The sequence below is a fragment of the Pseudomonas sp. CC11G genome (assembly GCF_056174845.1).
Genome location: NZ_JBWBZC010000008.1, coordinates 52146 through 76233, shown reverse-complemented (window position 1 = coordinate 76233; position 24088 = coordinate 52146). Strand labels below are relative to the sequence as shown.

Below are 24088 nucleotides of genomic sequence, written 5' to 3'. Positions count from 1 at the left end.
AATAATGGAAAACTCACACAACAACACAAGAGCATTACCAGCCAGCAAGCAAGCACCACATTCATCTATTGACAAATAACAGAAACAAAAAAGCCCGCAGATGCGGGCTTTTTGGTTAGTAGCGCAAACGTTTATTCGGCGTTGGCTGCCATCGATTGGCGCATGGCCAATGCATCTTTAGGCAGATGACGGGCCGCTTGTACCAGCGCAACCAGGGTCAACAGCATGGCAATTGGAATCAGGTACATGGCGTCATGCAGCCCCACGGCCTTGAACGCTTCGTTCATTTCGGCAGCACCGGCGGCGTACATGGCCGAGTGGGCGAAGTGGTCAGACAGCCAGCCCACCACCACCGGGCCAAGGCCGCCGCCGAGCAGGTAGAGGCCGGCGAAGAACAGGGCCATGGCGGTGGCGCGCAGACGCGGCTCGATCACGTCCTGAATCGAGGTGTATACGCAGGTGTAGAAGTTGTAGGAGAACAACCAGCCCACGCTGAAGATCGCCACGAACAGCGCAATGCTGTCCGCGCCGAGGCTCAGCGCCCAGCCGGTGGCCACGGTGGAAATCACCAGCGACGCGGCGGCCATCCACAAGCGACCGCGCTCGGAACGTTGGTGCGCCTTGTCGGCAAACCAGCCACCGATGGTGAGCCCGAACAGACCGGTCACGCCGACGATCACGCCGGTGGCAACGGCCGCCTGGCCCAGCGGCAGCAGGAAGTAGCGTTGCAGCATCGGCACCATGAAGGAGTTGCAGGCGTAGGTGGCGAAGTTGAAGCACAGGCCGGCGACGATCAGCCACCAGAAGGTGCGAATACTCAGCACCTTGCGTACCGGGCGGTCAACTTTCACCGCCGCCACTTGCACTTCTTCAGCGGCGCCGCGCTGCGGCTCGCGGATGAAGAACATGAAGATCGCCAAAATCATGCCCGGCACGGCGGCGATAAAGAACGGCGCACGCCAACTGCCGAACGCTTCCACCATCGCGCCGATGGTGAAGAAGGCCAGCAGCAAGCCCAGCGGCAGGCCGAGCATAAAGATGCCCATGGCGCGGGCGCGCTTGTTGGCGGGGAACAGGTCGCCGATCAGCGAGTTGGCCGCCGGCGCGTAGCTGGCTTCGCCAATGCCTACGCCCATGCGCACCAGAAGAAAACTCCAGAAGCCGGTAACAAAGCCATTGATGGCTGTAAGACCACTCCAGGCCAGCAGCCCCCAGCCCATGATTTTGCGGCGCGAGCCAGTGTCGGCCATGCGCCCAAGCGGCACGCCGGCAATGGCATAGATGATGGTGAACGCAGTGCCGACCAGGCCGAGCTGCAGGTCGCTCAGGCTCCATTCGTGGCGCAGGGGTTCGATGATGATCGCGGGGATGCTGCGGTCAAAGAAATTGAACAGGTTGGCAAGGAACAGCAAGAACAAGACACGCCAGGCGTTGTTCGCCTGAGTAGCACTGGACATAACGGAGTTCTCTTTTGTTGTTCTTATAAAACCGGCCGGGCCTCTACGCAAAAAGCTGTAGGACAAAGCACCAGGGTGCAATCTAGAGCCTCTGCCTACGTATGTCTGTGAATATTCGTAAACCTTATGTAACTCGATATAGAGCCGTACGCCGCTTCGATAGGGCGTGCTTTGCGCACCAAGCGATCTCCTGCCAAACCGCTTGGTGCGCGGAGCACACCCTACAACAGCGGGCCCCCGTTTCGAGCTCGATAAGACCGTTTGTCATTTGGGCTTGCGCGCCATCTAAGATATATCTTAAGTTATATCTTAGATAACCCAAGACGAGAGCAAAACGATGCGAGACCACCATCACACCCACCATCATCACCCCATATCCGCGAAACCGATGAGTTCGAGCGCCGCCCCGGTGGGCGCGGCGGCCGCGGGCCACGTGTGTTTGCACCAGGCGATCTGAAGTTGCTGCTGTTGGCGTTGATCGCCGAGCAGCCGAGCCACGGCTATGACCTGATCCGCCGCATCGAAGACATGTTCGAAGGCGCCTATGCGCCGAGCCCCGGTGTCATTTATCCGACCCTGACCTTTCTCGAAGAAAGCGACCTGATTTCTGGCGATGCGCAGAACGGCAAAAAGCTCTACAGCGCGACCAGCGCTGGCCAGGCCTCATGACTGAGCAGCAAGTGGCGCTGGACGGCCTGAAAGTTCGCCTGGAAGTCAGCAAGCGCGCCCTGCGTGGCCACGACCGGCCGGCACAGATTCACGAGGCGGTGCATAACCTGCGTCACGCTTGCAACTGCACCATGGCCAGTGGAGCGAGGCGGAAATCAACCGCGTGCGCGATCTGCTAAATGCCGCCGCCACGGCCATCGCCGCCGGCCCTGCCCCCATTCAAAACACTGCGGAGACCGCGCAATGACGACAGCAAACCCGATGGGCATTCACCGCGTGATGCACGAAATCAAACGCCGCCGTCTGGACGTGCTGCGCGTGACCGACATTACCCCCCATATGCGCCGCATCACGGTCGGCGGCCCGGAGTTGGCAGGCTTTGTCAGCCTGGGCAGCGATGACCATATCAAGCTGTTCTTCGCCGAAACGCCCGAGCAACAGGCCGCGCTGGAAAACATGACGTTCGGTGGCGACAAGGAAGGCCCGAACCGGCGATGCGTGATTACACGCCACGCCGTTATGACCTTGCGCTGGGCGAGTTGGATATCGACTTCGTGCTCCATGGCGACGGCCCGGCGTCCACCTGGGCCGAGCAGGCTACGCCCGGCCAGCACCTTTATATAGGCGGGCCGCGTGGGTCGATGATCGTGCCGGATATGTTCGACAGCTATCTGCTGATCGGCGATGAAACCGCCCTGCCCGCCATTGCCCGCGCCTGGAAGAGCTGCCGGCCAATCGGCAGGTGCTGGCGTTGATCGAAGTGCCGAATGCGGCCGAGCAACAGGAGCTGAAAAGCGCGGCGAACGTTGAGGTGCGGTGGCTGCATCGCGAGGCCGGGCAGGATCTGCTCAGCGCGGTGAAAGGCATCACCTTGCCGAGCGGTTCGCTCTATACCTGGATCGCCACCGAATCGCAGATTTCACGGCGCGTACGCCGGGTGCTGCTGGATGATTTCGGCGTCAATGAAGACTTCCTCAAAGCCGCCGGTTATTGGAAAGCCGACGCCTCTACTGAGGACTGATCAGTCCACTCGCCCGCCATTCGGCCAGCCAACCCAGGGATTCCTGGGTACTGGCCGTAGGGCGATACTCAGCCGCCAACCAACCGCTATACCCCGCCTCGCCCAGCGCCTGCAAGGCACCGGCAAAGTCTACCGTTCCGGTCCCAGGCTGATTGCGCCCGGGGCAATCGGCAAACTGCACATGACCAATCTTGCCGGCCAACGTCGCAATCGCCGTCGGCAAGTCCAACCCCTGACGCGCCATATGGTAAAGATCCAACTGCGCGGCAAAATTCGGGTGATCCACGGCCTCAATCAGTGCCAGCAGATGCTCCGGCGTGTTGATCAGAAAGCCCGGCATATCCAGCGGGTTGATCGCCTCGCTCAGCACCTTGATGCCCAGCCGCGAAATTCCTCGGCAGCCCGGCGCACATTCGTCGCCAATGTGGCCAGTGCCTCTTCGCGGCTGACACTTCCGCCAACCGCCCGGGCAGCACGTTGACGAATTGCGGACGCACCATGGCCGCGTAGGTCAGCGCTTCCTGCAAGGCTTGCTCGAATTCGGCCTGACGCGCAGGTACCGCGGCCAAACCAGGCCCGCCGGAAGCCAGATCCGGCGCAGCAATATTCAGCAGCACCAGCGGCAAGCCCGCCGCCGCTAACGCTTCCTTGAACTGAATAGCCGGCACGTCGTAGGGATACTGCACTTCCACGGCAGAAAACCCGGCCGCAGCTGCCGCCACGATGCGCTGCACCAGCGGCACCTCGGTAAAGAGCAGGGAAATATTGGCGACCACCTTCATCAGTGTTTCTCCCGGTACAGCTCAATAAGCGTGGCGGGGTCGCGCTCCAGATTGCCGACATTGCTGCCATGCAGGCGCATCAGTTGCGCAGCCAGGGCGCTGACGGGGGTGCTGGAGTCATGTTCGCGGGCCAGTTTTACCGCGGTGTCCAAATCCTTGAGCAACGTACGAACATGCCATTTGATCGGCTCGAAATGGCTCTCGGCCATTTGCGGGGCAAGAATTTGCAGCGGCTTGGAGTCGGCAAAACCACCGACCAAGGCGGACGCCAGCAGGCTGGCATCGACGCCGGATTTTTCCGCCAGCGCCACCACTTCGGCGATCACCAGCGCATTGCAGGCGACGATCATCTGGTTACAGACCTTGGTCACCTGCCCTGCCCCCACCGCGCCCATGCGCGTCAGGCGTTGGCCGAGGTGCATCAGAATCGGCCGCACCTGCTCGATATCGTGTTCACGGCCGCCGGCCATGATCGCCAGCGTGCCGTTCTGCGCACCGGCCACGCCGCCGGAAACCGGTGTATCCAGCCAATGCATGCCGCTGCGGCTTTCCAGCTCGGCAGCCATTTCGCGGGTGGCGGCGGGTTCCAGGCTGGAAAAATCCACCAGCAGTTGGCCGGCTTTCGCCCCTTCTGCCACGCCGTTCTCGCCGAATACCACCTTGCGCACGACGCGGGTGTCGGCCAGGCACAGCATCACCACGTCGGCGTGGGCGCAGAGTTCAGCGGGGGTGGAAACCTGACGGGCGCCGGCGGCTACCAAGGGGGCGCATTTGTCGGGGGAGCGGTTCCACACGGTCAGTGAGTAACCGGCAGCCAGCAGGCGCTGGCACATGGGCAGGCCCATCAGGCCGATGCCGGCGAAGGCGATAGAAGGGAGGGCGGCGTTCATCGAGGGCTCCAAAGTTCAGCGAAGCAGGCTGCAGCGAAAGACGGCCATCTTAACCTTGTGGTCAACGAAGAAAAGCGCGCACCACCGTCGTCCCCGCGTAGGCGGCGGTTCGACGACTCGAGACCCAGGATTGCCTGGCCAGCACCGATACCTGTCCTATTCTGGGTTCCCGCCTGCGCGGGAATGACGGTGGTGTTTGGACGCCTTATGTTTACGAGGCCGGGCGCTCTTGAATCAACACCCAAGGCGCCACCACCACCGCCCACAACTGCGGGTCGCGGGCCAGCAGGTCTTCGGCCAATGCCGTTTCTACCTTGCTGATGGCGGAGCTTTGCAGCCACTGCCCCACTTGCGCGCCGTTATCTTCGGCCACGGCCGTCGCCACTTCGATCAGGTCCATGCCCGGCGTTACCCACAGCAAAGCGCCACGGGCGAAGAACGGTTGCAGCTCCGCCCAGGTAATGGCGGCGGTTTCGCCGAGCAACTTGGCGTACAGGGGGTTGATGGCGTCGGTCATCGCAGGCTCTTTGTTCGACAAAATGTAAAAGGTGGTCCACCGTTCGTGGCGGCCATGATAGCGGCGCACCACAATGAAACAAGCGCGACCTGACGTACAAAGCACGAAAGGCGGCACGCCGTTTTTCTATACGTTTGTTGCGATTTAGCGACATTGCCTACAGACGGCATCAGTCGCCGCTTTTCAAGGGATAAATCGGCACTCTAAACTCCGCCGTTAAAGTTGCCAGGGATTGTAGTCAGGTGTTTTTTCCTGACTTTGCAACTTAAGACCAACAAGGCATGAACCTCTGCGCGCTAGCGTGGATTGGTCCTATAAAAACGAAACACATAAGAGTGGAGCACTATGAACAAGGCTACTAAGCAACTGTTTGCTGCCATGGCTATGGCCGGCGTCGCCAGCTATTCACTAGCAGCTGACACCATCAAGATCGGCCTGGCTGGCCCGGTTACCGCGCTGTCGCTCAATACGGCGAGATGCAGTTCATCGGCGCCAAAATGGCTATCGAACAAATCAACAAGGCTGGCGGTGTAAACGGCCAGCAGCTCGAAGGCGTGGTTTACGACGACGCTTGCGACCCGAAACAAGCCGTGGCCGTGGCCAACAAAATCGTCAACGACGAAGTTAAATTCGTAGTTGGCCACCTGTGCTCCAGCTCCACTCAGCCGGCTTCCGACATCTATGAAGATGAAGGCATCCTGATGATCACCGCGGCTTCCACCAGCCCGGAAATCACCGCCCGTGGCTACCAGCTGGTCTTCCGCACCATCGGTCTGGACAGCCTGCAAGCCCAACCGCCGGTAACTTCATTGCTGACCACGTCAAGCCGAAAACCGTTGCTGTCATCCACGACAAGCAGCAGTACGGCGAAGGCATCGCGACCGCGGTCAAGCAGACCCTGGAAGCCAAAGGCGTGAAAGTCGCCCTGTTCGAAGGCATCAACGCCGGCGACAAAGACTTCTCAGTCATGATCGCCAAGCTGAAACAAGCCAACGTCGACTTCGTGTACTACGGCGGCTACCACCCGGAACTCGGTCTGCTGCTGCGTCAGTCGGCTGAGAAAGGCCTGAAAGTGAAGTTCATGGGCCCAGAAGGCGTGGGTAACAAAGAACTGTCGGCTATCGCTGGCCCAGCTTCCGAAGGCCTGCTGGTTACCCTGCCGAAGTCGTTCGACCAGGACCCGAAAAACCAGGCGCTGGTTGAAGCGTTCAAAGCCAAGAAAGAAGACCCAACCGGTCCGTTCGTGTTCCCGGCTTACGCCGCGGTACAAGTGATTGCCGAAGGCATCAAGAAAGCCGGTGACACCGACACTGCCAAGGTAGCTGCCGCCCTGCGCGCCAACACCTTCAGCACCCCGACCGGTGATCTGAGCTTCGACGCCAAGGGCGACCTGAAAGACTTCAGCTTTGTAGTCTATGACTGGCACGCTGACGGCACCAAAACCGAAGCCAAGTAAGTTTCGAGCCGCAACCCGAAGCCCACTGCATGTGCAGTGGGCTTTGTTTTAAGAGGTAAACGGGTCCACGCTCAGCCAAAAGCTATTGAGCGGCACCCACGCGAAAGCTTTCAAAACCCCATTCCCAAGCTAAATAGCAAGGCAGGTCTGCTCAAGGCAGGACTGAACGGCGCGAGCCGGCCCCGTGAGGGGCGAAGCACAAGGCGTGCTTCGTGATGGTAGCGATTGACCACCCCTGTTCCGCTGCAAACCGCAGCGCACAGTACCCGCCCCGGCGGGATGCAGCCCCTACAGGCCCTGCATGGCGCAATCGTCCACCTGACGCAGCTATCGAGCCCTGCAACCGGTTTTGCAAGTTTTCAGGAGAGTTTTGATGCCTGACATCTACCATTTCTTACAGCAGCTGGTTAATGGCTTGACCATTGGCAGCACCTACGCCCTGATCGCCATCGGCTACACGATGGTGTACGGCATTATCGGCATGATCAACTTCGCCCACGGCGAGGTGTACATGATCGGCTCCTACGTCGCGTTTATCGTGATTGCCGGTCTGACCATGCTGGGCCTGGACAGCCTGCCGATCATTCTGATTGCGGCCTTTGCGGCCACCATCATTGTCGCCAGTGCTTACGGCTATAGCATCGAACGGGTCGCCTACCGACCGCTGCGTGGCAGCAACCGTTTGATCCCGCTGATTTCGGCTATCGGTATGTCGATATTTCTGCAGAACGAGGTGCTCCTCGCGCAGAACTCCAAAGACAAAGCGATTCCAAACCTGATCCCCGGCAACTTCGTATTTGGCGAGAGCACCATGAACGGTGTGGTCATCTCCTATATGCAGGTGCTGATTTTCGTCGTCACCTTCCTGGTGATGGCCGGCCTGACCTTGTTCATCTCCCGTTCCCGCCTGGGCCGCGCCTGCCGCGCCTGCGCCGAGGACATCAAGATGGCCAACCTGCTGGGCATCAACACCAACAACATCATCGCCCTCACCTTCGTCATCGGCGCCACCCTGGCAGCCGTCGCGGCGGTATTGCTGGGCATGCAGTACGGTGTGATCAACCCGAATCTGGGCTTCCTCGCCGGCATCAAGGCGTTCACCGCCGCGGTACTGGGCGGTATCGGCAGCATTCCGGGTGCCATGCTTGGCGGCCTGGTGCTGGGCGTTGCCGAAGCCTTCGGCGCCGATATCTTCGGTGACCAGTACAAAGACGTGGTGGCGTTCAGCCTGTTGGTGTTGGTGCTGTTGTTCCGCCCGACCGGCATTCTCGGTCGCCCGGAGGTTGAGAAAGTATGAGTACCTCTATTAACGCCAAGCAGCTCAAGACCGCGTTTTTCAGCGCCCTGCTGGTGCTGGCCGTGGCCTACCCGATTTTGGGCCTGAAGCTGAATATCGTCGGCATCAAGCTCGAAGTGCACGGCGCCAGCGACCCCATTCTGTGGACCATCTTCGCCTGCGCCATCGCCATGTTCTTTTGGCAACTGTTCCGTGGCCAGTTGGGCGATGCCTGGAGCGCCGTGCCGAAAGTACCGAGCGTGCCGGCTTCGGCCAGCAACTTCCTGACCCTGCCTTCCACCCAGCGCTGGTTCCTGCTGGCTCTGGTAGTCATGGCGCTGGTATGGCCGTTCTTCGGTTCGCGCGGGGCGGTGGATATTGCCACCCTGATCCTCATCTACATCATGCTCGGCCTGGGCCTGAACATCGTGGTGGGTCTTGCCGGTCTGCTGGACCTGGGTTACGTCGGCTTCTACGCCGTCGGCGCCTACAGCTACGCCCTACTCTCGCACTACTTCGGTTTCGGTTTCTGGCTGTGCCTGCCGATTGCCGGCCTGATGGCGGCGCTGTTTGGCTTCCTGCTGGGCTTCCCGGTACTGCGTCTGCGCGGCGACTACCTGGCCATCGTTACCCTGGGTTTCGGCGAGATCATCCGCATTCTGCTGCGTAACCTCACCGGCCTTACCGGCGGCCCGAACGGCATCAGCAATATCGAAAAACCGACCCTGTTCGGCCTGAGCTTCGAGCGCAAGGCAGCCGAAGGCATGCAAACCTTCCACGAGTATTTCGGCATTGCCTACAACTCCATCTACAAGGTGATCTTCCTTTACCTGGTCGCCCTGTTGCTGGTGTTGCTCGCCCTGTTCGTGATCAACCGCCTGCTGCGTATGCCAATTGGCCGTGCGTGGGAAGCGCTGCGTGAAGACGAAATCGCCTGCCGCGCGCTGGGCATGAACCCCACGGTGATCAAGCTTTCCGCGTTCACCCTGGGCGCCTGCTTCGCCGGTTTCGCCGGTAGCTTCTTCGCCGCCCGCCAAGGCTTGATTACGCCGGAGTCGTTCACCTTCCTGGAGTCGGCGACCATTCTGGCCATCGTCGTGCTCGGCGGTCTGGGCTCGCAGTTGGGGGTCATTCTGGCCGCCATCGTGATGATTCTGCTGCCGGAGCTGATGCGTAACTTCAGCGAGTACCGCATGTTGCTGTTCGGTGCCCTGATGGTGTTCATGATGATCTGGCGTCCGCAGGGCTTCTTGCCTATGCAGCGTCCTCACCTGGAGTTGAAGCAATGAGCCGCCCGATTCTTGAAGTAAGCGGCCTGTGCATGCGCTTCGGCGGTCTGTTGGCCGTTAACGGTGTGGGCCTGACCGTGCAGGAAAAGCAGGTGGTATCAATGATCGGCCCGAACGGCGCCGGCAAGACCACCGTGTTCAACTGCCTGACCGGTTTCTACAAGCCAACCTCCGGCACCGTGCTGCTCGACGGCGAAGCCATCCAGGGCCTGGCCGGTCATGAAATCGCCCGCAAGGGTGTGGTGCGCACCTTCCAGAACGTGCGCCTGTTCAAAGACATGACCGCCATCGAAAACCTGTTGATTGCCCAGCACCGGCACATCAACACCAACTTCCTGGCCGGTCTGTTCAAGACCCCGGCGTTCCGCAAAAGCGAGCGCGACGCCATGGAGTTCGCCGCGCACTGGCTGGAAAAGGTCAACCTGACCGACGTCGCCAACCGCCCGGCCGGCACCCTGGCCTACGGTCAGCAACGCCGCCTGGAAATCGCCCGCTGCATGATGACCCGCCCTCGCCTGCTGATGCTCGACGAGCCGGCGGCGGGTCTGAACCCGAACGAAACCGAAGAGCTGAAAAAGCTGATCGGCGTGCTGCGCGATGAATACAACGTCACCGTGCTGCTGATCGAACACGATATGAAACTGGTCATGAGCATTTCCGACCACATCGTGGTGATCAACCAGGGCACGCCCCTGGCCGACGGTACTCCGGAACAGATTCGCGACAATCCGGATGTGATCAAAGCCTATTTGGGGGAGGCGTAACTCATGCTGTATTTCGATAACGTTTCCACCTTCTACGGCAAGATCCAGGCGTTGCATAACGTCAACGTGGAAGTGCACAAGGGCGAGATCGTCACCCTGATCGGTGCCAACGGCGCCGGCAAATCGACCCTGCTGATGACCCTCTGCGGTTCGCCGCGCGCGGCCAAAGGCAGCATCCGCTATCAGGGCGAAGAGCTGGTGGGGCTGGAGTCCAGCGAGATCATGCGCAAAAGCATTGCGGTGGTGCCCGAAGGCCGCCGTATCTTTGCCCGCCTGACCGTGGAAGAAAACCTGGCCATGGGCGGCTTCTTCACCGAAAAAGGCGACTATCAAGAGCAACTGGACAAGGTGCTGCACCTGTTCCCGCGCTTGAAAGAACGCTACAACCAGCGCGGCGGCACCATGTCCGGCGGCGAACAGCAAATGCTCGCCATCGGCCGTGCGCTGATGAGCAAGCCGCAATTGCTGCTGCTCGACGAGCCGTCGCTGGGCCTGGCACCGATCATCATCCAGCAGATTTTTCAGATCATTGAACAACTGCGCAAAGATGGTGTGACCGTGTTCCTGGTGGAGCAGAACGCCAACCAGGCGTTGAAGATTGCTGACCGTGCCTACGTGCTGGAAAACGGCCACGTGGTCATGCAAGGTACCGGTGAAGCGCTGCTGACGGACCCCAAAGTCCGCGACGCCTATCTCGGCGGCTGATAATAGTGCCAATCGAAAGCCCCGCTCGGTTCGCCAGGCGGGGCTTTTTTATGGGCGCAGAAATTATCGAGGCTGAAGCCTCTCCCACAGGTGACCGAGATCCTTTGTGGGAGAGGCTTTAGCCTCGATGCTTTGGATCTTCCCTCGCCAAAATAATTTGCCCGCGCTGTAACAACCCGCCCCCGCCTTTCTCTACTTCACTAAGCAGGCAGCCATGGCCTGCTCCTTCAACGTGAATAGAGAGAACCCCATGAACAAGAACAACCGTCCCCTGCACACCGCCGCCCTCGCCCTGGCCTTGGGCAGCGCCCTGAGCATTGCCGCCGCGCCCATGACGGCGCATGCCGATGAGAAAGGCGACAAGTGTTTTGGCGTGGCCATGAAGGGCAAAAACGATTGCGCGGCGGGCGCCGGCACTACTTGCGCGGGCACATCTGCAAAAGACTTCCAGGGCAACGCCTGGAAACTGGTTCCTAAAGGCACCTGCGAAAAAACCGCCAGCCCGACCTCGCCGACCGGCTTCGGCCAACTGGCTGCCTTCAAAGAAAAAGCCTGAGCAGTCGGGACGCACGACCATGAACCAGCCCCTGCCTCTTCGTGCGTCCCGTACCGGCCTGCCAGCGCGTGCTGGCCTGGGCCTGAAATCCCAGCATTACCAGGACATTCTCGCCAGCCGGCCCAGCATTGGTTTCTTTGAAATCCATGCGGAAAACTACATGGTCGCCGGCGGCCCGTTTCATCATTACCTCGGGCAGATTCGTCAGCACTATCCGCTGGCGCTGCACGGGGTTGGCTTGTCCATTGGCGGCGAAGAACCGCTGGATACCGACCACCTGCAACGCCTTGCCGTGCTGCTGGAGCGCTACCAGCCGGAAGTCTTTTCCGAACATCTGGCCTGGTCCAGCCATGGCCCTACTTACTTTAATGACCTGCTGCCGGTGGCCTACGACAGGCCGACGCTGGAGCGAGTCTGCGCCCATATCGACCACACCCAGTCCTTTCTCAAACGCCCACTGCTGCTGGAAAACCCGGCGACCTATGTCGAGTTCACAGGCTCCAGCCTGGGCGAGGCGGCGTTTATCCGTGAGGTGGTGCAACGCACCGGCTGCGGCCTGCTGCTGGATGTGAACAACCTGTATGTCTCCTGCATCAATCACCAGCGCGATGTGCAGACCTATCTACATGAATTGCCGTTGGCCGCCGTGCAGCAGATTCACCTGGCCGGCTTTGCCGAAGACCAGGACAGCGTTGGCGCCCGTCTGCTCATCGACAGCCATGGCGCGCCGGTGGATAACGCGGTGTGGGCGCTCTATGCGCAAATCATCGACCAACTGGGCCCACTGCCCACGCTTATCGAATGGGACAACGACGTACCGCCCCTGCACCAGTTGCTGGCCGAAGCCCAGTTGGCCGAACGGGTGCTCGCGCCATGAGCCTGCAAGCCGATTTCCAGCATGCCCTGCTCGGCATTGAGCCCAGGGCGCCCGGCGGCTTGCGCACCTGCAATGGCTCCAACCCGGCGGCGCGCTTTGCCGTGTATCGCAATAATGTGCTGAGTTCGCTGATCAATGCCCTGGCCGACAGTTACCCGGTAGTGCAGGCCTTGGTCGGCGTCGAGTTCTTCCGCGCCATGGCGCAGGTGTATGTGCACAACCATCCGCCGCGCTCGCGCTTGTTGGTGCACTACGGCGATGACCTGGCGGACTTTATCGCCGACTTTGAACCGGCCCGCTCGCTGCCTTATCTGGCCGATGTCGCGCGTCTCGAAGCACTGCGTATTCAGGCCTACCACGCTGCCGACGTAGACCCCGTGAGCACCGAAGAGCTGGCCGCCGCCGTCAGTGACGCCGCGCAATTGCCCGGCCTGGTGTTTCACCTGCATCCGTCGTTGCACGTGCTGTCGTCGGCCTACGCCGTAAGCTCTTTGTGGGCGGCGCATCAGGGCGAATTGACGCTTGAGCAGATCGTGATCGAACAGCCTGAACACTGCCTGGTGCTGCGCCAACAGCTCGATGTGCTGGTGATCGAACTGGATGCCGCCAGCGCCGGCTTTATCTATCGCCTGCGGGCCGGCAAGCCGTTTGCGGCCGCCACGGCCAACTGCCCAGCCGACTTCGACCTCAGCGCCTGCCTGGCGCTGCTTATCCATTACGGCGCGATCACCGCGCTCTCCTGCGAGTGACGCCATGAACCGTCTGATCGATCTATTCGAAAAAATCCCCCATAGCCTGATCGCCTTTATCGCGCGTTTCTCCATTGCGGCGGTGTTCTGGAAATCCGGGCAGACCAAAGTGGAAGGCTTTGCCATCGACCTGGTCAGTGGCACCTTTGTCTTCGACAACCCGCACCTGGCCGACTCAACCATTCCGTTGTTCAGCAGCGAATACGCCCTGCCGCTGATTCCGCCGGAAACCGCCGCCTACCTGGCCACCTTCAACGAGCACTTTTTCCCCGTGCTGATTTTGCTGGGCTTCGCCACGCGCTTCTCCGCCCTGGCGCTGCTGGGCATGACGCTGACCATTCAGTTGTTCGTCTACCCCGACGCCTACCCCACCCACGGCACCTGGGCGGCGGTGTTGCTGTACCTGATGGCCCGTGGTCCTGGCGTGCTGTCCATCGACCACCTGCTGGCGCGGCGCCACAGAACGGCGCGAACCCTGTAGCATTACCGCCCCTCGCCAGCCAGTGATAACCGGGCCTGTACATGTCAGTTGAAGTTGCTACCGCCGCCGCCACCGATGACCGTGGCGACTTTCTCGCCCTCGTGGAAAAGAGCCTGGTGCAGAACACCCTGGTCAAGGTGCTGCTCAGCAAATACCAGGGCGAGGAAACCGACCTGCAGCGCCTAACCCTGCGCCCGGTGACGGTACGCGGCCAGGCCTGCCTGTCGTTTTTGTACACCTACAAAACCCGCGATATCACCAAGAACCACCCGGTTGACGAAGCCCTGGCGCTGATCGCCGAGCTGCTGCCGGTCGCGTTCAAGAATGCGCACCTGCTGTCGCTGACCGACGACGTGCAGCTGACCTTCGGCAAGAAAAACAAAAGCCGGTTGTTTGTCGGCAAGGCCGTGGAGCGCGAAGGCGCCAGCACCGGCCATGACCGCGAGAAAAAACGCTTTCTGGAGCTGACCCGGCCGTTTCTCACCGACCTCGGTGTCACCACCGCCAAGCACGAGCTGGTGCCGGCGATGGCGCGCAAGTGGAAGCAGATCAACAAGTTCGTTGAAGTGTTTTCCCACGCCCTGGCCAGCTCGCCGCTGCAACAACGCGGCGCCGACGAAGCCATTCACGCCGTCGACTTCGGCTCCGGCAAGGGCTACCTCACCTTCGCCATGCACGACTACCTGCGCAATAGCCTGGGCCGTCAGGGCAAGGTCACCGGCGTTGAGCTGCGTGAAGATATGGTGCGTTTGGGCAACGATGCGGCAGCGCGCTTGGAGCAACCGGGGCTGAGCTTTGAGCATGGCGATGTGCGTACCTACACCCCAGCGGCCATCGACATCATGATCGCCCTGCACGCCTGCGATGTGGCAACCGACTACGCCATTCACCTCGGCATTCGCAGCGACGCCTCGATCATCATGTGCTCGCCCTGCTGCCACAAACAGATCCGCCCGCAGATGAGCAGCCCGAGCATGCTGCGCCCGATGCTGCAGTACGGCGTGCACCTGGGCCAGGAAGCCGAGATGGTCACCGACAGCCTGCGCGCGCTGCTGCTGGAAGCCTGCGGGTATGAGACCAAGGTGTTCGAGTTTGTCTCGTTGGAACACACCAACAAGAACAAGATGATTCTCGCCGTGAAACGCGCCGAGCCGGTGAACCCGGCCGAGATGATGGAAAAGATTCAGGGCATCAAGGCGTTTTACGGGATTCAGGAGCAGTGTCTGGAAACGCTGCTTAAAGCCGACAATCGCCTCTGATGCGAGACCGTAGGATGGGTAGAGCCGCAGGCGAAACCCATCGTTACGCGAATTGATGGGTTTCGGCTGCGCCTCTACCCATCCTACGGCCCTACGGGGTTGTAAGCAGGTCCAACTCCTTGCGCCGCTGCTCGAACCACCCCAACAAATAATCCGCCAACACCTGCGTGCGCTTGGGCAACCCATGCTGATAGGCATGCACCAGAAACACCGGGCTGATCCTTGTCTGGTAGTCGCGCAACAGCCACACCAGGCTGCCGTCCAATAATTCCTGATGCACCAGATACGACGGCAACCGCGCAATCCCCGCGCCGCCCAGGCAGGCCTTCTTCAACAGGCTGTAGTGGTTGCTGGCAAACGGACCGGTTACCTGCACCCGCGTCAGCTCATGCTGACGGTGGTACAGCCATTCTTCGGCGCCGCTGTAATGGCTGTTGAGCAGGCACACGTGCTCGCTCAGCTGCTGCGGCGTCTGCACCTCACCATGGGCGGCGAGGTATGCCGGGCTGGCACAGGTCAACTCCTGCATCGACAACAGCGGGCGAGCCACCAGGCGGTCATCCATTTGCTCGCCGCTGCGAATCGCCAGATCGAACCCATCGGCCACCAGATCGCGGTAAGTGTTGCTTAGCTCAAGCTCGATACGGATCTGCGGAAACGCCTGGGCGAACTGCAGCTGCAACGCATCGAAAAAGGTATCGCCCAACGACACCGGCGCGGTGATCCGCACGCTGCCCGCCGCTTCTTCCTGCAAGCGCGCCAGGGTTTGCCGGGCTCGCGTGGCCTGGGCAACCAGCGCCTGCGCTTCAGGCAATAACGCCGCGCCCGCCGCCGTCAGCGACAACTTGCGCGTGGTGCGGTACAGCAAGCTGATACCCAGCCCCTGCTCCAGCAAGCCGATACGCTTGGACAGTTGCCCCTTGCTGCACCCCAGGCGTTCAGCGGCCTGGGTAAAACTGCCCGCCTCGACCAGGGTGGCAAAGGCGGCCAGATCATCCATTTCACTCATGGCTATTGTTTCCCAGTGAGAACCAAAGGTTTCCAATTAGCGGGATTATCACCCACAAAAGGTCGACCTACACTGCAAGCCACTCAATCAGGAGCAGTGCCATGAAAATCATCCTTGTCGGTGCCAGCGGCACCATTGGCCAAGCGGTAGAACGTGAACTGGCCGAGCGTCATGAAGTGATCCGCGTCGGTCGCAGCAGCGGCGACTACCAAGTGGATATCCGCGATGTGGCCTCGATTCGTAAGCTGTTCGAGGAGATCGGCAGTTTCGATGCCCTGGTCGCCGCCACCGGCTCCGTACATTTCGGCGCTTTAGCTGAAATGCAGGCTGAACAATTCACTGTGGGCCTGAATGACAAGCTGATGGGCCAGGTCAACCTGCTGCTGATTGGCCGCGAATTTATCAACGATGGCGGCTCCTTCACCTTTACCTCGGGAATTCTCAGCGACGACCCGATTGTGGCCGGCACCTCGGCGAGCATGGTTAACGGCGCGCTGAACAGCTTCGTCAAAGCCGCCGCCATTGAGCTGCCGCGCGGCCTGCGGGTAAATATCATCAGCCCGACCGTACTGGTCGAAGCGATGGACAGCTACGGCCCATTCTTCCGCGGCTTCAAGCCGGTGCCAGCGGTGGATGTGGCGCTGGCGTATGCCAAGAGCGTGGAAGGCAAGCAGACGGGGCAGATCTATACCGTTGGCTAAATCGTTCTTGTGCAGGCAACGGGGCGTGGGTAACGTGGCGGCACTTCCAAGGAGACCCCTCGATGCGCGCCGTTCGCCCCCTGCTGTTTGCCCTGCTGCCCCTGTTCGCCAGCTGCACGATGCTCTACGGTCCCGAGGAAGCGCCGGTTTCCTCCGGCACCCGTATCCAGGGCGAGCTGAGCGTCAACAACGGCCAACTGCTGCTGCGCCCGTGCCAGGAGCAACGCCGCTTTGTGATCAATGACAGCGGCAACACCGGGCTTCTGCAGGAATCGGCAGCGTTGCTCGACACCAAGAACGGCACCCTGTTTGCCGACGTCAGCGGCAACCTCGACGCCAGCAAAGTGGCCGGCAGCGATGGCCAGCTGAACCTCACCCGCCTGTACCGCGTGCAGCGTGAAGGCCACGGTTGCGACGACCCGAATTTCAAACGCCAAGTGCTGCGCGCCAGCGGCCATGAGCCGGACTGGGCTGTCAGCGTAAATGCCAAAGGCATGGTGCTCGAACGCCCGGGCCAGGAGCCGCTGGCCCTGCCCTATCTGGAAGAACAATTGGGCGACGGCCGCTTCAACCTCACCAGCGAGGCCAACGGCCTGACCCTGGAGCTCTGGGTGGCGCCGCAGCGTTGCGTCGACAGTGCCAGCGGGGCGGTGCAGTTCCTGTCGGCCGAGCTGCGCAGCAACGGCAAAGTGGAGCGCGGCTGCGCCTACTTTGGTGGGTCGCGCAACCAGTAAGCGTGCGTGTTAAACGGGCGTGAAGGCACGCCCGTTCACTCTTTTTTCACATTGTTTTGATCCGGCCTTCACCCGCGCTTTTCTAGCATGGCCCCCCTTATTCGGGGAGTCTTCATGCTCAAGTCACGTCGCCTGGTTTTTTCCGTCATCGCCGTAGTGGCCGTCATCGCCGGCTACCTGCTGATGCGTTACTTGCCAACCCATGCTCCCGCAACGCCGCTGCTGAGTGGTCCGCAGGCAGAAAGCTGGGCGCAGCCGGTGGATGCCTCGTTCAAGCTCTTCGAAATGTCGCCCACGCTGTACCGTAGCGCGCTGCCCACCTCGCAAAATTTGCCAGTGCTTGAGCAGTTGCAGATACGCACCGTTGTTTCCTTTATCAAAGACGACGACCGCCAGTGGTTGAACAATCCAGACATCAACCTCATCAGCATTCCGTTGCATGCCGACCGCGTTGACGATGCCGATGTATTGCGCGTACTCAACGCCCTGCAACTGGCCGAAACCCGTGGTCCGGTGCTGATGCACTGCAAACACGGCAGCGACCGCACCGGCCTGATCGGCGCCATGTTCCGCACGGTGATTCAAGGCTGGACCAAACAGGAAGCACTCAGCGAGATGCTCCACGGCGGCTATGGCCAGGACGACGATATGGAAGACGCCCGCGCCTATGTGGAACGGGCAGACATCGGCAAACTGCGCGAGGCGCTGACCAATGGCAAGTGCGACACCAAGGTGATTTCCACCTGCTATTTGCGGCCTTGGTTGAATACGTTGGTGTCGACGGCGCACCCTTGAGATTGGAGGGCGAGCGCTGATCGGGCTCCCCTCGCCCACTTGTGGGAGAGGGGCTGGGGGTGAGGGCCGCTCGTAAGCCCTGCACAATTCTTCCAGACACTGATTTCCCGCAAAGGCATACTTGCCCGACCACCCGTTTTCCTGGTCCACCCCCATGGCCTCAACCAACTGGATCGATCTCGCCCAGGATGCCGACACCGGCATCGAGACCATTCGCGCCCACTTCCGTGGCCACGCCTACGACCCCCATTGGCACGACAGCTACCTGATCGGCGTCACCGAGCAAGGCGTGCAGCAATTCAGCTGCCGCCAGCGCCAGCACAACAGCACGCCGGGCCAGGTGTTTATGTTGGAGCCCGGCGAGATCCACGACGGCTTCGCGCCCAGCGCCGATGGCTTCACCTACTCCACGCTCTATCTCGACCCGCACTGGCTGGAACGCGAGCTGCACGCACTGTTTGAACAGGCGCCGGCGGATTGCCAGCCCAGCATCGCCCAGACGCTAACCCAGGACACCGCACTAGCCCGTGCCACTCTGCAGGCATTTCAGGCGTTACACGGCGGCGAACTGCGAATCGTGCGGCAGACAGCGGTGGATGGTTTGCTCGGGCAACTGACCGCCCACCTGCACTGGCGCAAGCGCCTGCCGCTCGACCCGCGCTTGCCGCTGGTGGCGCAACGGGCGCGGGATTATCTGCACGCCCATGTGCACGACGATATCGGCCTGGACGATCTGGCGCGTGCCAGTGGCGTCGACCGCTTTCGCCTGAGCCGCGCGTTCAAATCCGCGTTCGGTATCGCGCCCCACGCTTACCTGATTCAACTGCGTCTGGCCAAAGCCCGGCACCTGCTGGCCCGTGGCGAAACCCCGGCCGATGTCGCCAGCGCCCTGGGCTTTGCCGACCAGAGTCATCTGGGCCGCTGGTTTCAACGCGCCTATCGCCTGACCCCGGCGGACTACCGCAAGCGCTGCACAAATCGTCCAGACTGAGCGCCCCGCCCCTGCGACCATTCAGGCTCCTGCTATTGATCGGAGCCTGCCCCGTGGACCTGCTGCCTTTTTTGTTATTCGCCTTCGTTGCCTCTATTACTCCTGGCCCCACCAACCTGCTGGTGATGAGCAATAGCGCGCGCTTCGGGCTGGTCGCCGCTGCGCCGTTGATTGCCGCTGCCTGTGGCGCCGCCGCGTTGCTGGTGTTGCTGGTCGGCCTGGGCATTGGCGAAACCCTGACGCAGCACCCGCAGGTGCAACGGGCCATGGCCTGGTTTGGCATTGCCTGGCTGAGCTATATGGCTTGGCAAATATTCCGCAGCCCGGCGGTGGGGCTGGATAACGCCCAGCAGCAAACCGGCGAACGCATGAGCATGACCGCCGCGGCGGCGTTGCAAGTGGTCAACCCGAAACCTGGATGATGGCGTTGGCGGTGGTCGGCGTATTTGCCGCCCACGCCGCAGATAAAACCGGCCGCGTGGCGTTGTTGGCGTTGCTGTTCTTTGTGGTCGCGGTGCCGTGCATGGCGGCATGGGCCGCATTGGGACGTGGCGCTACCCGCTTCTGCCGGACCGATGTGGGGATGCAACGGTTTAATCGGGTGATGGCAGCGCTGTTGCTGGCGTCGGCCTGGTTGAGTTTGTTGGCGTAAAACGAGAAAGGGCGAACCGCTTGTGGCGGTTCGCCCTTTTGCGTCACGGCGCGACGGATGAGCGCCCCGTGACAGCAACCAAGTAGGTTGGGTTGAGCGTAGCGAAGCCCAACAAGACGACGCGTAAAACGCGTTGGGCTTCGCCTTCGGCTCAGCCCAACCTACAAGGTTGATTAGCTCGCACGCGCCATGTTTCTAAGCGCCTTCACCTGATCGTGATTGCGCTGAACGCCCTGACGTTGTTTCTCAAGAATGCTGCGCACGTTCGAAGGCAGGTCTTTTTCCAGCGCTTCTTTGTAGTGCTTGAGCGCCACGTCTTCACCGCGCTCGGCTTCGTTGAGAATGGCCTCTTCGCTATGGCCAGTCAGCACGCTTTTCAGGTTGACCCAGCCACGGTGCAAGGCACCGGCAGCGCTCGAACTGGTTTCCGGGTCGCCGCCCAGGCTGCGTACCAGCTGTTGCAATTCGCCGGCTGCGGCTGCGCACTCGGCCGAACGTTGGCTGAACAAGCCTTTGAGTTCGGCGTTTTTCAGATCTTCAGCACACTCGTGGAAACCTTTCTGACCGTCTTTGCTGGTTTCGATCAGGTTGTTGAGCAGCGAGATAGTGTCTTTGTTGTCCATGTTCAAATTCCTCTTTTGCGTCTCGGGCTTCAGGTAAAAGCCGTCAGATTGAAGTCAGCTGTGTATGCCGACCGCTCGGAAAAATGGAGTGGACGCTGTCGTCAAAGGTTCAGGTAAAACGCTGGCAGGCAGCGCCGGCAAGTGCCTGATATCACGCGGCAAACGCAGGCCACATGGGGCCTGCAACCGCTGGTCGCCGCCCAGGCTTTATGGCGTCTGTTTGGCCTTCTGGCGCTTGAGGAAATCGACTTTCCACTGCTCCATGCCCATAAATTCGGAGTCCAGATTGGCCTCTACCTGGTACTTCTCTTTGAGCACCGCAATGGCCTCGTGTTGCTCGGCGAGGAACTGGTCGAATCGCTGAATCAGCTCCGGGTGTTTGGTGCTGGAAAGGTTGAACGTGCCACGGGTGAACGGCAGCTTGGAGTCGAACACCAATGCGCCGGGCCGGGCGCGGATATTGTCGAGGTAGTAGGTGGCGACCACCACGTTGAAGTAGGCGCCGTCGGCTTCCTTCTTCAAGGCTAGCTTGATCATGCCGGGCAGGTCTTCGCTTGCGGTCAACTGGGTCTGCTTGGCGTCGATTCGCGCCTGGTAGGCCCAGGGCGTCCAGCCGCTGACGATAGCGAGGCGCTGCAGTTTTTCCACGCCCATGCCCTGCTGCATCGGCGGCACCAATACGCCATCCACGTAGTTCACCACAGCCTGGCTGTACTGCACGTTTTTGCCGGCTTTCTGGGTTTGCGCCCAGTTGGGGTTGTCGGGGTATTTGAAGTCCACGTCGCCTTGCAGCAGGGCCGGGAGCAACCGATCCACCGGCAGCGCGCGGTATTCCAGTTGAATGCCGGCCTTGGCGGCAAACAGGTCGAGCACCTCACGGGCAAAGCCGGAGTAGACACCCTGCTTGTCCGTGCTGAAGTGCGGCATAAAGGGCGAGTTTTCCACGCCGACCACGTAGGTTTGGGCGTTGGCGGTGGCCGCACAGAACGCGGCGATAAAACTGCAGACGAGCTTTCTCACGACAGGCTTCCTTTCTTGTTGTTGTGGAATTGATGGGTAGAGCGCAGCGAAACCCATGCTGTAGCGCCGCCCTACCCGCCCGTCATGCTCATAAACCGCAGCACCTGCACTTGCTCGTGCTGGGCGAAGTGATGGCGTTCGGGTTTCAGTTGCAGGGCGTTCACCAGCGCTTCACGCAGGCGCTGGCTGTCGCCGGGGTGGGCGCGCATCAGGTGTTTGAGGTCCAGCGCGCCTTCGTGGCCGAGGCACAGCACCAGCTTGCCTTCGGCGGTCACCCGCACGCGGTTGCAGTCGCCGCAGAAGTTATGGCTGTGGGGCGAAATAAAGCCCACCTGAGTGTCGCTGCCGACCACCTGCCAGTAGCGCGACGGGCCGCCGGTGACGCGGCTGCTGCGTACCAGGGCAAAGCGCTCTTCGATACGCGCGCGTACCTGGTCGCTTGAACAGAACGTGTGTTCGCGCTGGTGGCTGGTGATGGTGCCCAGGGGCATTTCTTCGATAAAGCTGATGTCCAGGCCACGGTCGACGGCGAACTGCACCAGATCGTGCACCTCGTCGTCATTGCGGCCTTGCTGCACCACGCAGTTGAGTTTGATGCGCTTGAAACCGGCGGCTTGCGCGGCGTCGATACCGGCGAGCACCTGGTCGAGTTTGTCGCGCCGGGTAAAGGCGGCGAAGCGTTCGCGTTGCAGGGAGTCGAGGCTGATATTCAGGCGCTTGACCCCGGCGTCCTTCAATTGCCCGGCCATCTCGATGAGCTGCGAACCGTTGCTGGTGATCGCCAGGTCTTCCAATTCGCTGCGCGCGCCAAGGCGTTCCAGCAAGCCGACCACACCCTTGCGCACCAGCGGCTCGCCGCCAGTGATGCGGATGCGCTTAACCCCCAGACCGATAAACGCATCGGCCACGTTGTACAGCTCTTCGAGGGTAAGAATCTGCGCGCGGGGGGCGAACTGCATGTCTTCGCTCATGCAGTAGGTGCAGCGAAAATCGCAGCGGTCGGTGACGGACAGACGCAGGTAGGTGATGCGCCGCCCGAAGGGATCGACAAGGCTGGCATCTGGAGCAAGCGGCAAGGACACGACGGATCTCCAACTGCTCAGGGAGCCGAAAAATTGTTGTTATGGAGTTAGCTGACCACGAGGTCAGGAATGTACCCAAAAACAGGGCAACGCGTATACAACATTTTGTCTGCCATTTATGCGCCACTACGTACGTTGAGCGCCGCGCAAACGCGGTGCTAGTATGCCCGACCACTCAGCAAGCCCATCGATGCGGTGCCACAGCAAAAAGAGTCTTTAGATGACCAGTATTCGCGAGCGCAACAAAGAGTTGATTCTGCGCGCGGCCAGTGAAGAGTTCGCCGACAAGGGCTTCGCCGCCACCAAGACCAGCGACATCGCCGCCAAGGCGGGCCTGCCCAAGCCCAACGTGTATTACTACTTCAAGTCCAAAGAAAATCTGTACCGCGAGGTGCTGGAAAGCATCGTCGAACCTTTGCTGGCGGCCTCGCAGCCGTTCAACCAGGGTGGCCAGCCGGCCGATGTGCTGCGCGCGTACATCCGCTCGAAAATCCGTATCTCGCGCGACCTGGCCTACGCCTCCAAGGTGTTCGCCAGCGAGATCATGCACGGCGCCCCGCACCTTTCCGCCGAGCAAACCGCCCAGCTCAACGAACAGGCCAAGCACAATATCAGCTGCATTCAGGCCTGGATTGATCAGGGCCTGATGGCCAAGGTCGACCCGCACCACCTGCTGTTCAGCATCTGGCCGCGACCCAGACCTACGCCGACTTCGATTGGCAGATCTCCATCGTCACCGGCAAGGCCAAGCTCGACGACGCCGACTATGAGCGGCGGCCGAGACGATTATTCGGATGGTGATTGGCGGGTGTGAGGTGAGTGAGGGGAGCATCAAGCCGGTGAAGGTTGCTGGGTAATTCGCTCCCTTCACGACTCTGGATCCCCGCCTGCGCGGCGGTCCGACGATTCGGGACGACGGAGATTTCCCTCACAACACCGTCATCCCGGCGCAGGCCGGGATCCAGAATGTCGGATAGATCGCCGATTACGGCCTAGCCAATATCCGCCTGCAACCCCACCGCCAACACCCCTTTCACCGCGCATTGCTCATCGATGTCCGAGGTATCGCCACTGATGCCGATGGCGCCGATCACCTGATTGTTCGCATCCCGAATCAGCACGCCGCCCGGCGCCGGAATCACATTGCCGTGCGCCAGGGTATTTACTGCTGCGATAAAGCTCGGGCGCTGCTGCGCGTCGCTGGCGATCTGCCGCGAGGCTTTCCCCAACGCCACTGCGCCCCACGCCTTGCCAATGGCAATTTGCGGACGCAGCAGGCTCGAGCCGTCCTCACGCAGTAGCGAAATCAAATGGCCGCCGGCATCCAGCACCGCAATGGTCAGCGGCGCCGTGGAAATAGCGCGGGCAGCGGACTGTGCTTGCGCAGTGATGCGGGTAGCGGTTTCAAGGGTTAACGCGCTCATGGTCGATCCTTTCTTGTAATTGGAAAGCGGTAGGAACACACCGAGGCAAGGCCCACGGTGCAATCTGAAGACGGCTTTAACTATCGCACCCAAAACAAAAAACGCAAGCAACAGATACAATCTTAGCGTTTTTTGTATACATACACAAAACCACCAACCCTTACCCTTCTACAACCCCCGCTAAAACAGGCGTTTTAAATCTGTTTTGCCTCGTTCTGAATTGCCCAAGAAAACTTGTTGACCGCAAAGTCATGCCCTGAATAGAATCTGCCGCAGCAAGTTGTATACAATTTAAGAACAAAAGAGGCA

23 protein-coding genes and 5 pseudogenes are annotated in these 24088 nt (G+C 60.7%); 19 read left to right on the top strand and 9 right to left on the bottom strand.

Translation table 11 applies throughout. The features are described 5' to 3' along the window. Nucleotides 1–131: 131 nt before the first annotated feature. Nucleotides 132–1457 carry a spinster family MFS transporter gene (locus AC0V2S_RS12365; RefSeq protein ID WP_475509990.1) on the bottom strand — a complete coding sequence of 442 codons (1326 nt, stop codon included), beginning with the start codon at nucleotides 1455–1457 and terminating at the stop codon, nucleotides 132–134. 375 nt (nucleotides 1458–1832) lie between these two features. On the opposite strand from AC0V2S_RS12365, the pseudogene AC0V2S_RS12360 reads away from it, so the two are divergent. Together AC0V2S_RS12360 and AC0V2S_RS12355 are read left to right on the top strand one after the other, a co-directional pair. After that, nucleotides 1833–2373: pseudogene (locus AC0V2S_RS12360) on the top strand (PadR family transcriptional regulator). Beyond that, a pseudogene (locus tag AC0V2S_RS12355) lies at nucleotides 2370–3147 on the top strand (siderophore-interacting protein). Before AC0V2S_RS12360 ends, AC0V2S_RS12355 begins: the two co-directional pseudogenes overlap by 4 nt. Here AC0V2S_RS12355 and AC0V2S_RS12350 read toward each other — a convergent pair. From AC0V2S_RS12350 to AC0V2S_RS12340, 3 genes are all read right to left on the bottom strand, one after another. Beyond that, a complete protein-coding gene (locus AC0V2S_RS12350; RefSeq protein ID WP_475510138.1) occupies nucleotides 3134–3571 on the bottom strand; it encodes a TIM barrel protein in 438 nt (145 codons plus the stop codon). The pseudogene AC0V2S_RS12355 and the gene AC0V2S_RS12350 sit on opposite strands and share 14 nt — an antisense overlap. Nucleotides 3572–3928: 357 nt before the next feature. Next, on the bottom strand, nucleotides 3929–4819 hold the full coding sequence (locus AC0V2S_RS12345) for an NAD(P)-dependent oxidoreductase (protein ID WP_475509989.1): 891 nt from the start codon (nucleotides 4817–4819) through the stop codon (nucleotides 3929–3931). Nucleotides 4820–5030: 211 nt separating this feature from the next. Next, a complete protein-coding gene (locus AC0V2S_RS12340; protein WP_475509988.1) occupies nucleotides 5031–5336 on the bottom strand; it encodes a DUF2288 domain-containing protein in 306 nt (101 codons plus the stop codon). A 345-nt stretch (nucleotides 5337–5681) separates the two neighbouring features. Here AC0V2S_RS12340 and AC0V2S_RS12335 point away from each other — a divergent pair, with 345 nt between their 5' ends. The 11 genes and pseudogenes from AC0V2S_RS12335 (at nucleotide 5682) to AC0V2S_RS12285 (ending at nucleotide 14748) form a co-directional block, all read left to right on the top strand. Continuing rightward, nucleotides 5682–5870 carry a hypothetical protein gene (locus AC0V2S_RS12335; protein WP_475509987.1) on the top strand — a complete coding sequence of 63 codons (189 nt, stop codon included), beginning with the start codon at nucleotides 5682–5684 and terminating at the stop codon, nucleotides 5868–5870. Beyond that, nucleotides 5813–6792, top strand: a pseudogene (locus AC0V2S_RS12330) (branched-chain amino acid ABC transporter substrate-binding protein). The gene AC0V2S_RS12335 and the pseudogene AC0V2S_RS12330 overlap by 58 nt, the downstream one beginning before the upstream one ends. Before the next feature lie 373 nt (nucleotides 6793–7165). Then, nucleotides 7166–8089 carry a high-affinity branched-chain amino acid ABC transporter permease LivH gene (gene livH / locus AC0V2S_RS12325; RefSeq protein ID WP_475509986.1) on the top strand — a complete coding sequence of 308 codons (924 nt, stop codon included), beginning with the start codon at nucleotides 7166–7168 and terminating at the stop codon, nucleotides 8087–8089. After that, nucleotides 8086–9357 (top strand): high-affinity branched-chain amino acid ABC transporter permease LivM, encoded by a 1272-nt coding sequence (locus AC0V2S_RS12320; protein WP_475509985.1) that lies wholly within the window; start codon nucleotides 8086–8088, stop codon nucleotides 9355–9357. The genes livH and AC0V2S_RS12320 overlap by 4 nt, the downstream gene beginning before the upstream one ends. Next, the gene (gene livG / locus AC0V2S_RS12315) at nucleotides 9354–10121 is read left to right on the top strand and encodes a high-affinity branched-chain amino acid ABC transporter ATP-binding protein LivG (RefSeq protein WP_475509984.1); all 768 of its coding nucleotides are present in this window, start codon (nucleotides 9354–9356) and stop codon (nucleotides 10119–10121) included. The genes AC0V2S_RS12320 and livG overlap by 4 nt, the downstream gene beginning before the upstream one ends. Nucleotides 10122–10124: 3 nt before the next feature. Then, a complete protein-coding gene (locus tag AC0V2S_RS12310; RefSeq protein WP_475509983.1) occupies nucleotides 10125–10826 on the top strand; it encodes an ABC transporter ATP-binding protein in 702 nt (233 codons plus the stop codon). A 250-nt stretch (nucleotides 10827–11076) separates the two neighbouring features. After that, a complete protein-coding gene (locus AC0V2S_RS12305) occupies nucleotides 11077–11382 on the top strand; it encodes a BufA1 family periplasmic bufferin-type metallophore (protein ID WP_475509982.1) in 306 nt (101 codons plus the stop codon). Between the two features lie 19 nt (nucleotides 11383–11401). Then, nucleotides 11402–12259, top strand: coding sequence for an MNIO family bufferin maturase (gene bufB, locus AC0V2S_RS12300; protein ID WP_475509981.1), 858 nt, complete (start codon nucleotides 11402–11404; stop codon nucleotides 12257–12259). Further along, nucleotides 12256–13008, top strand: coding sequence for an HvfC/BufC N-terminal domain-containing protein (locus tag AC0V2S_RS12295; protein WP_475509980.1), 753 nt, complete (start codon nucleotides 12256–12258; stop codon nucleotides 13006–13008). The genes bufB and AC0V2S_RS12295 overlap by 4 nt, the downstream gene beginning before the upstream one ends. A 4-nt stretch (nucleotides 13009–13012) precedes the next feature. Then, nucleotides 13013–13489 carry a DoxX family protein gene (locus AC0V2S_RS12290; protein WP_475509979.1) on the top strand — a complete coding sequence of 159 codons (477 nt, stop codon included), beginning with the start codon at nucleotides 13013–13015 and terminating at the stop codon, nucleotides 13487–13489. Between the two features lie 41 nt (nucleotides 13490–13530). Further along, nucleotides 13531–14748, top strand: a complete 1218-nt coding sequence (locus AC0V2S_RS12285) for a class I SAM-dependent methyltransferase (RefSeq protein WP_475509978.1) — start codon at nucleotides 13531–13533, stop codon at nucleotides 14746–14748. 91 nt (nucleotides 14749–14839) lie between these two features. Here the strand turns inward: AC0V2S_RS12285 and AC0V2S_RS12280 are convergent, their stop codons facing one another. Continuing rightward, on the bottom strand, nucleotides 14840–15757 hold the full coding sequence (locus tag AC0V2S_RS12280) for a LysR family transcriptional regulator (RefSeq protein ID WP_475509977.1): 918 nt from the start codon (nucleotides 15755–15757) through the stop codon (nucleotides 14840–14842). Nucleotides 15758–15858: 101 nt separating this feature from the next. Between AC0V2S_RS12280 and AC0V2S_RS12275 the strand changes: the two genes are divergently transcribed. The 5 genes and pseudogenes from AC0V2S_RS12275 (at nucleotide 15859) to AC0V2S_RS12255 (ending at nucleotide 19630) form a co-directional block, all read left to right on the top strand. Further along, nucleotides 15859–16458: a short chain dehydrogenase gene (locus AC0V2S_RS12275; RefSeq protein ID WP_475509976.1), complete on the top strand. Its 600-nt coding sequence runs from the start codon at nucleotides 15859–15861 to the stop codon at nucleotides 16456–16458. Between the two features lie 62 nt (nucleotides 16459–16520). Beyond that, nucleotides 16521–17192, top strand: a complete 672-nt coding sequence (locus tag AC0V2S_RS12270; protein WP_475509975.1) for a COG3650 family protein — start codon at nucleotides 16521–16523, stop codon at nucleotides 17190–17192. Between the two features lie 114 nt (nucleotides 17193–17306). Continuing rightward, entirely contained in the window at nucleotides 17307–17987 is a 681-nt protein-coding gene (locus AC0V2S_RS12265; RefSeq protein WP_475509974.1) for a tyrosine-protein phosphatase, read from the top strand. Between the two features lie 154 nt (nucleotides 17988–18141). Next, nucleotides 18142–18978 (top strand): AraC family ligand binding domain-containing protein, encoded by an 837-nt coding sequence (locus tag AC0V2S_RS12260; protein ID WP_475509973.1) that lies wholly within the window; start codon nucleotides 18142–18144, stop codon nucleotides 18976–18978. Nucleotides 18979–19013: 35 nt separating this feature from the next. Then, nucleotides 19014–19630 (top strand): annotated as a pseudogene (locus AC0V2S_RS12255) (LysE family translocator). Nucleotides 19631–19803: 173 nt separating this feature from the next. On the opposite strand, the gene AC0V2S_RS12250 reads toward AC0V2S_RS12255, so the two are convergent. From AC0V2S_RS12250 to moaA, 3 genes are all read right to left on the bottom strand, one after another. Continuing rightward, entirely contained in the window at nucleotides 19804–20253 is a 450-nt protein-coding gene (locus tag AC0V2S_RS12250; RefSeq protein WP_475509972.1) for a PA2169 family four-helix-bundle protein, read from the bottom strand. Nucleotides 20254–20460: 207 nt separating this feature from the next. Next, nucleotides 20461–21273, bottom strand: a complete 813-nt coding sequence (locus tag AC0V2S_RS12245; RefSeq protein ID WP_475509971.1) for a substrate-binding periplasmic protein — start codon at nucleotides 21271–21273, stop codon at nucleotides 20461–20463. Nucleotides 21274–21344: 71 nt separating this feature from the next. Further along, the gene (gene moaA / locus AC0V2S_RS12240) at nucleotides 21345–22349 is read right to left on the bottom strand and encodes a GTP 3',8-cyclase MoaA (RefSeq protein WP_178086470.1); all 1005 of its coding nucleotides are present in this window, start codon (nucleotides 22347–22349) and stop codon (nucleotides 21345–21347) included. Nucleotides 22350–22575: 226 nt separating this feature from the next. On the opposite strand from moaA, the pseudogene AC0V2S_RS12235 reads away from it, so the two are divergent. Next, nucleotides 22576–23212, top strand: a pseudogene (locus AC0V2S_RS12235) (TetR/AcrR family transcriptional regulator). A gap of 135 nt (nucleotides 23213–23347) precedes the next feature. Here AC0V2S_RS12235 and AC0V2S_RS12230 read toward each other — a convergent pair. Continuing rightward, nucleotides 23348–23779: a GlcG/HbpS family heme-binding protein gene (locus AC0V2S_RS12230; RefSeq protein ID WP_108097424.1), complete on the bottom strand. Its 432-nt coding sequence runs from the start codon at nucleotides 23777–23779 to the stop codon at nucleotides 23348–23350. Nucleotides 23780–24088 lie beyond the last annotated feature (309 nt).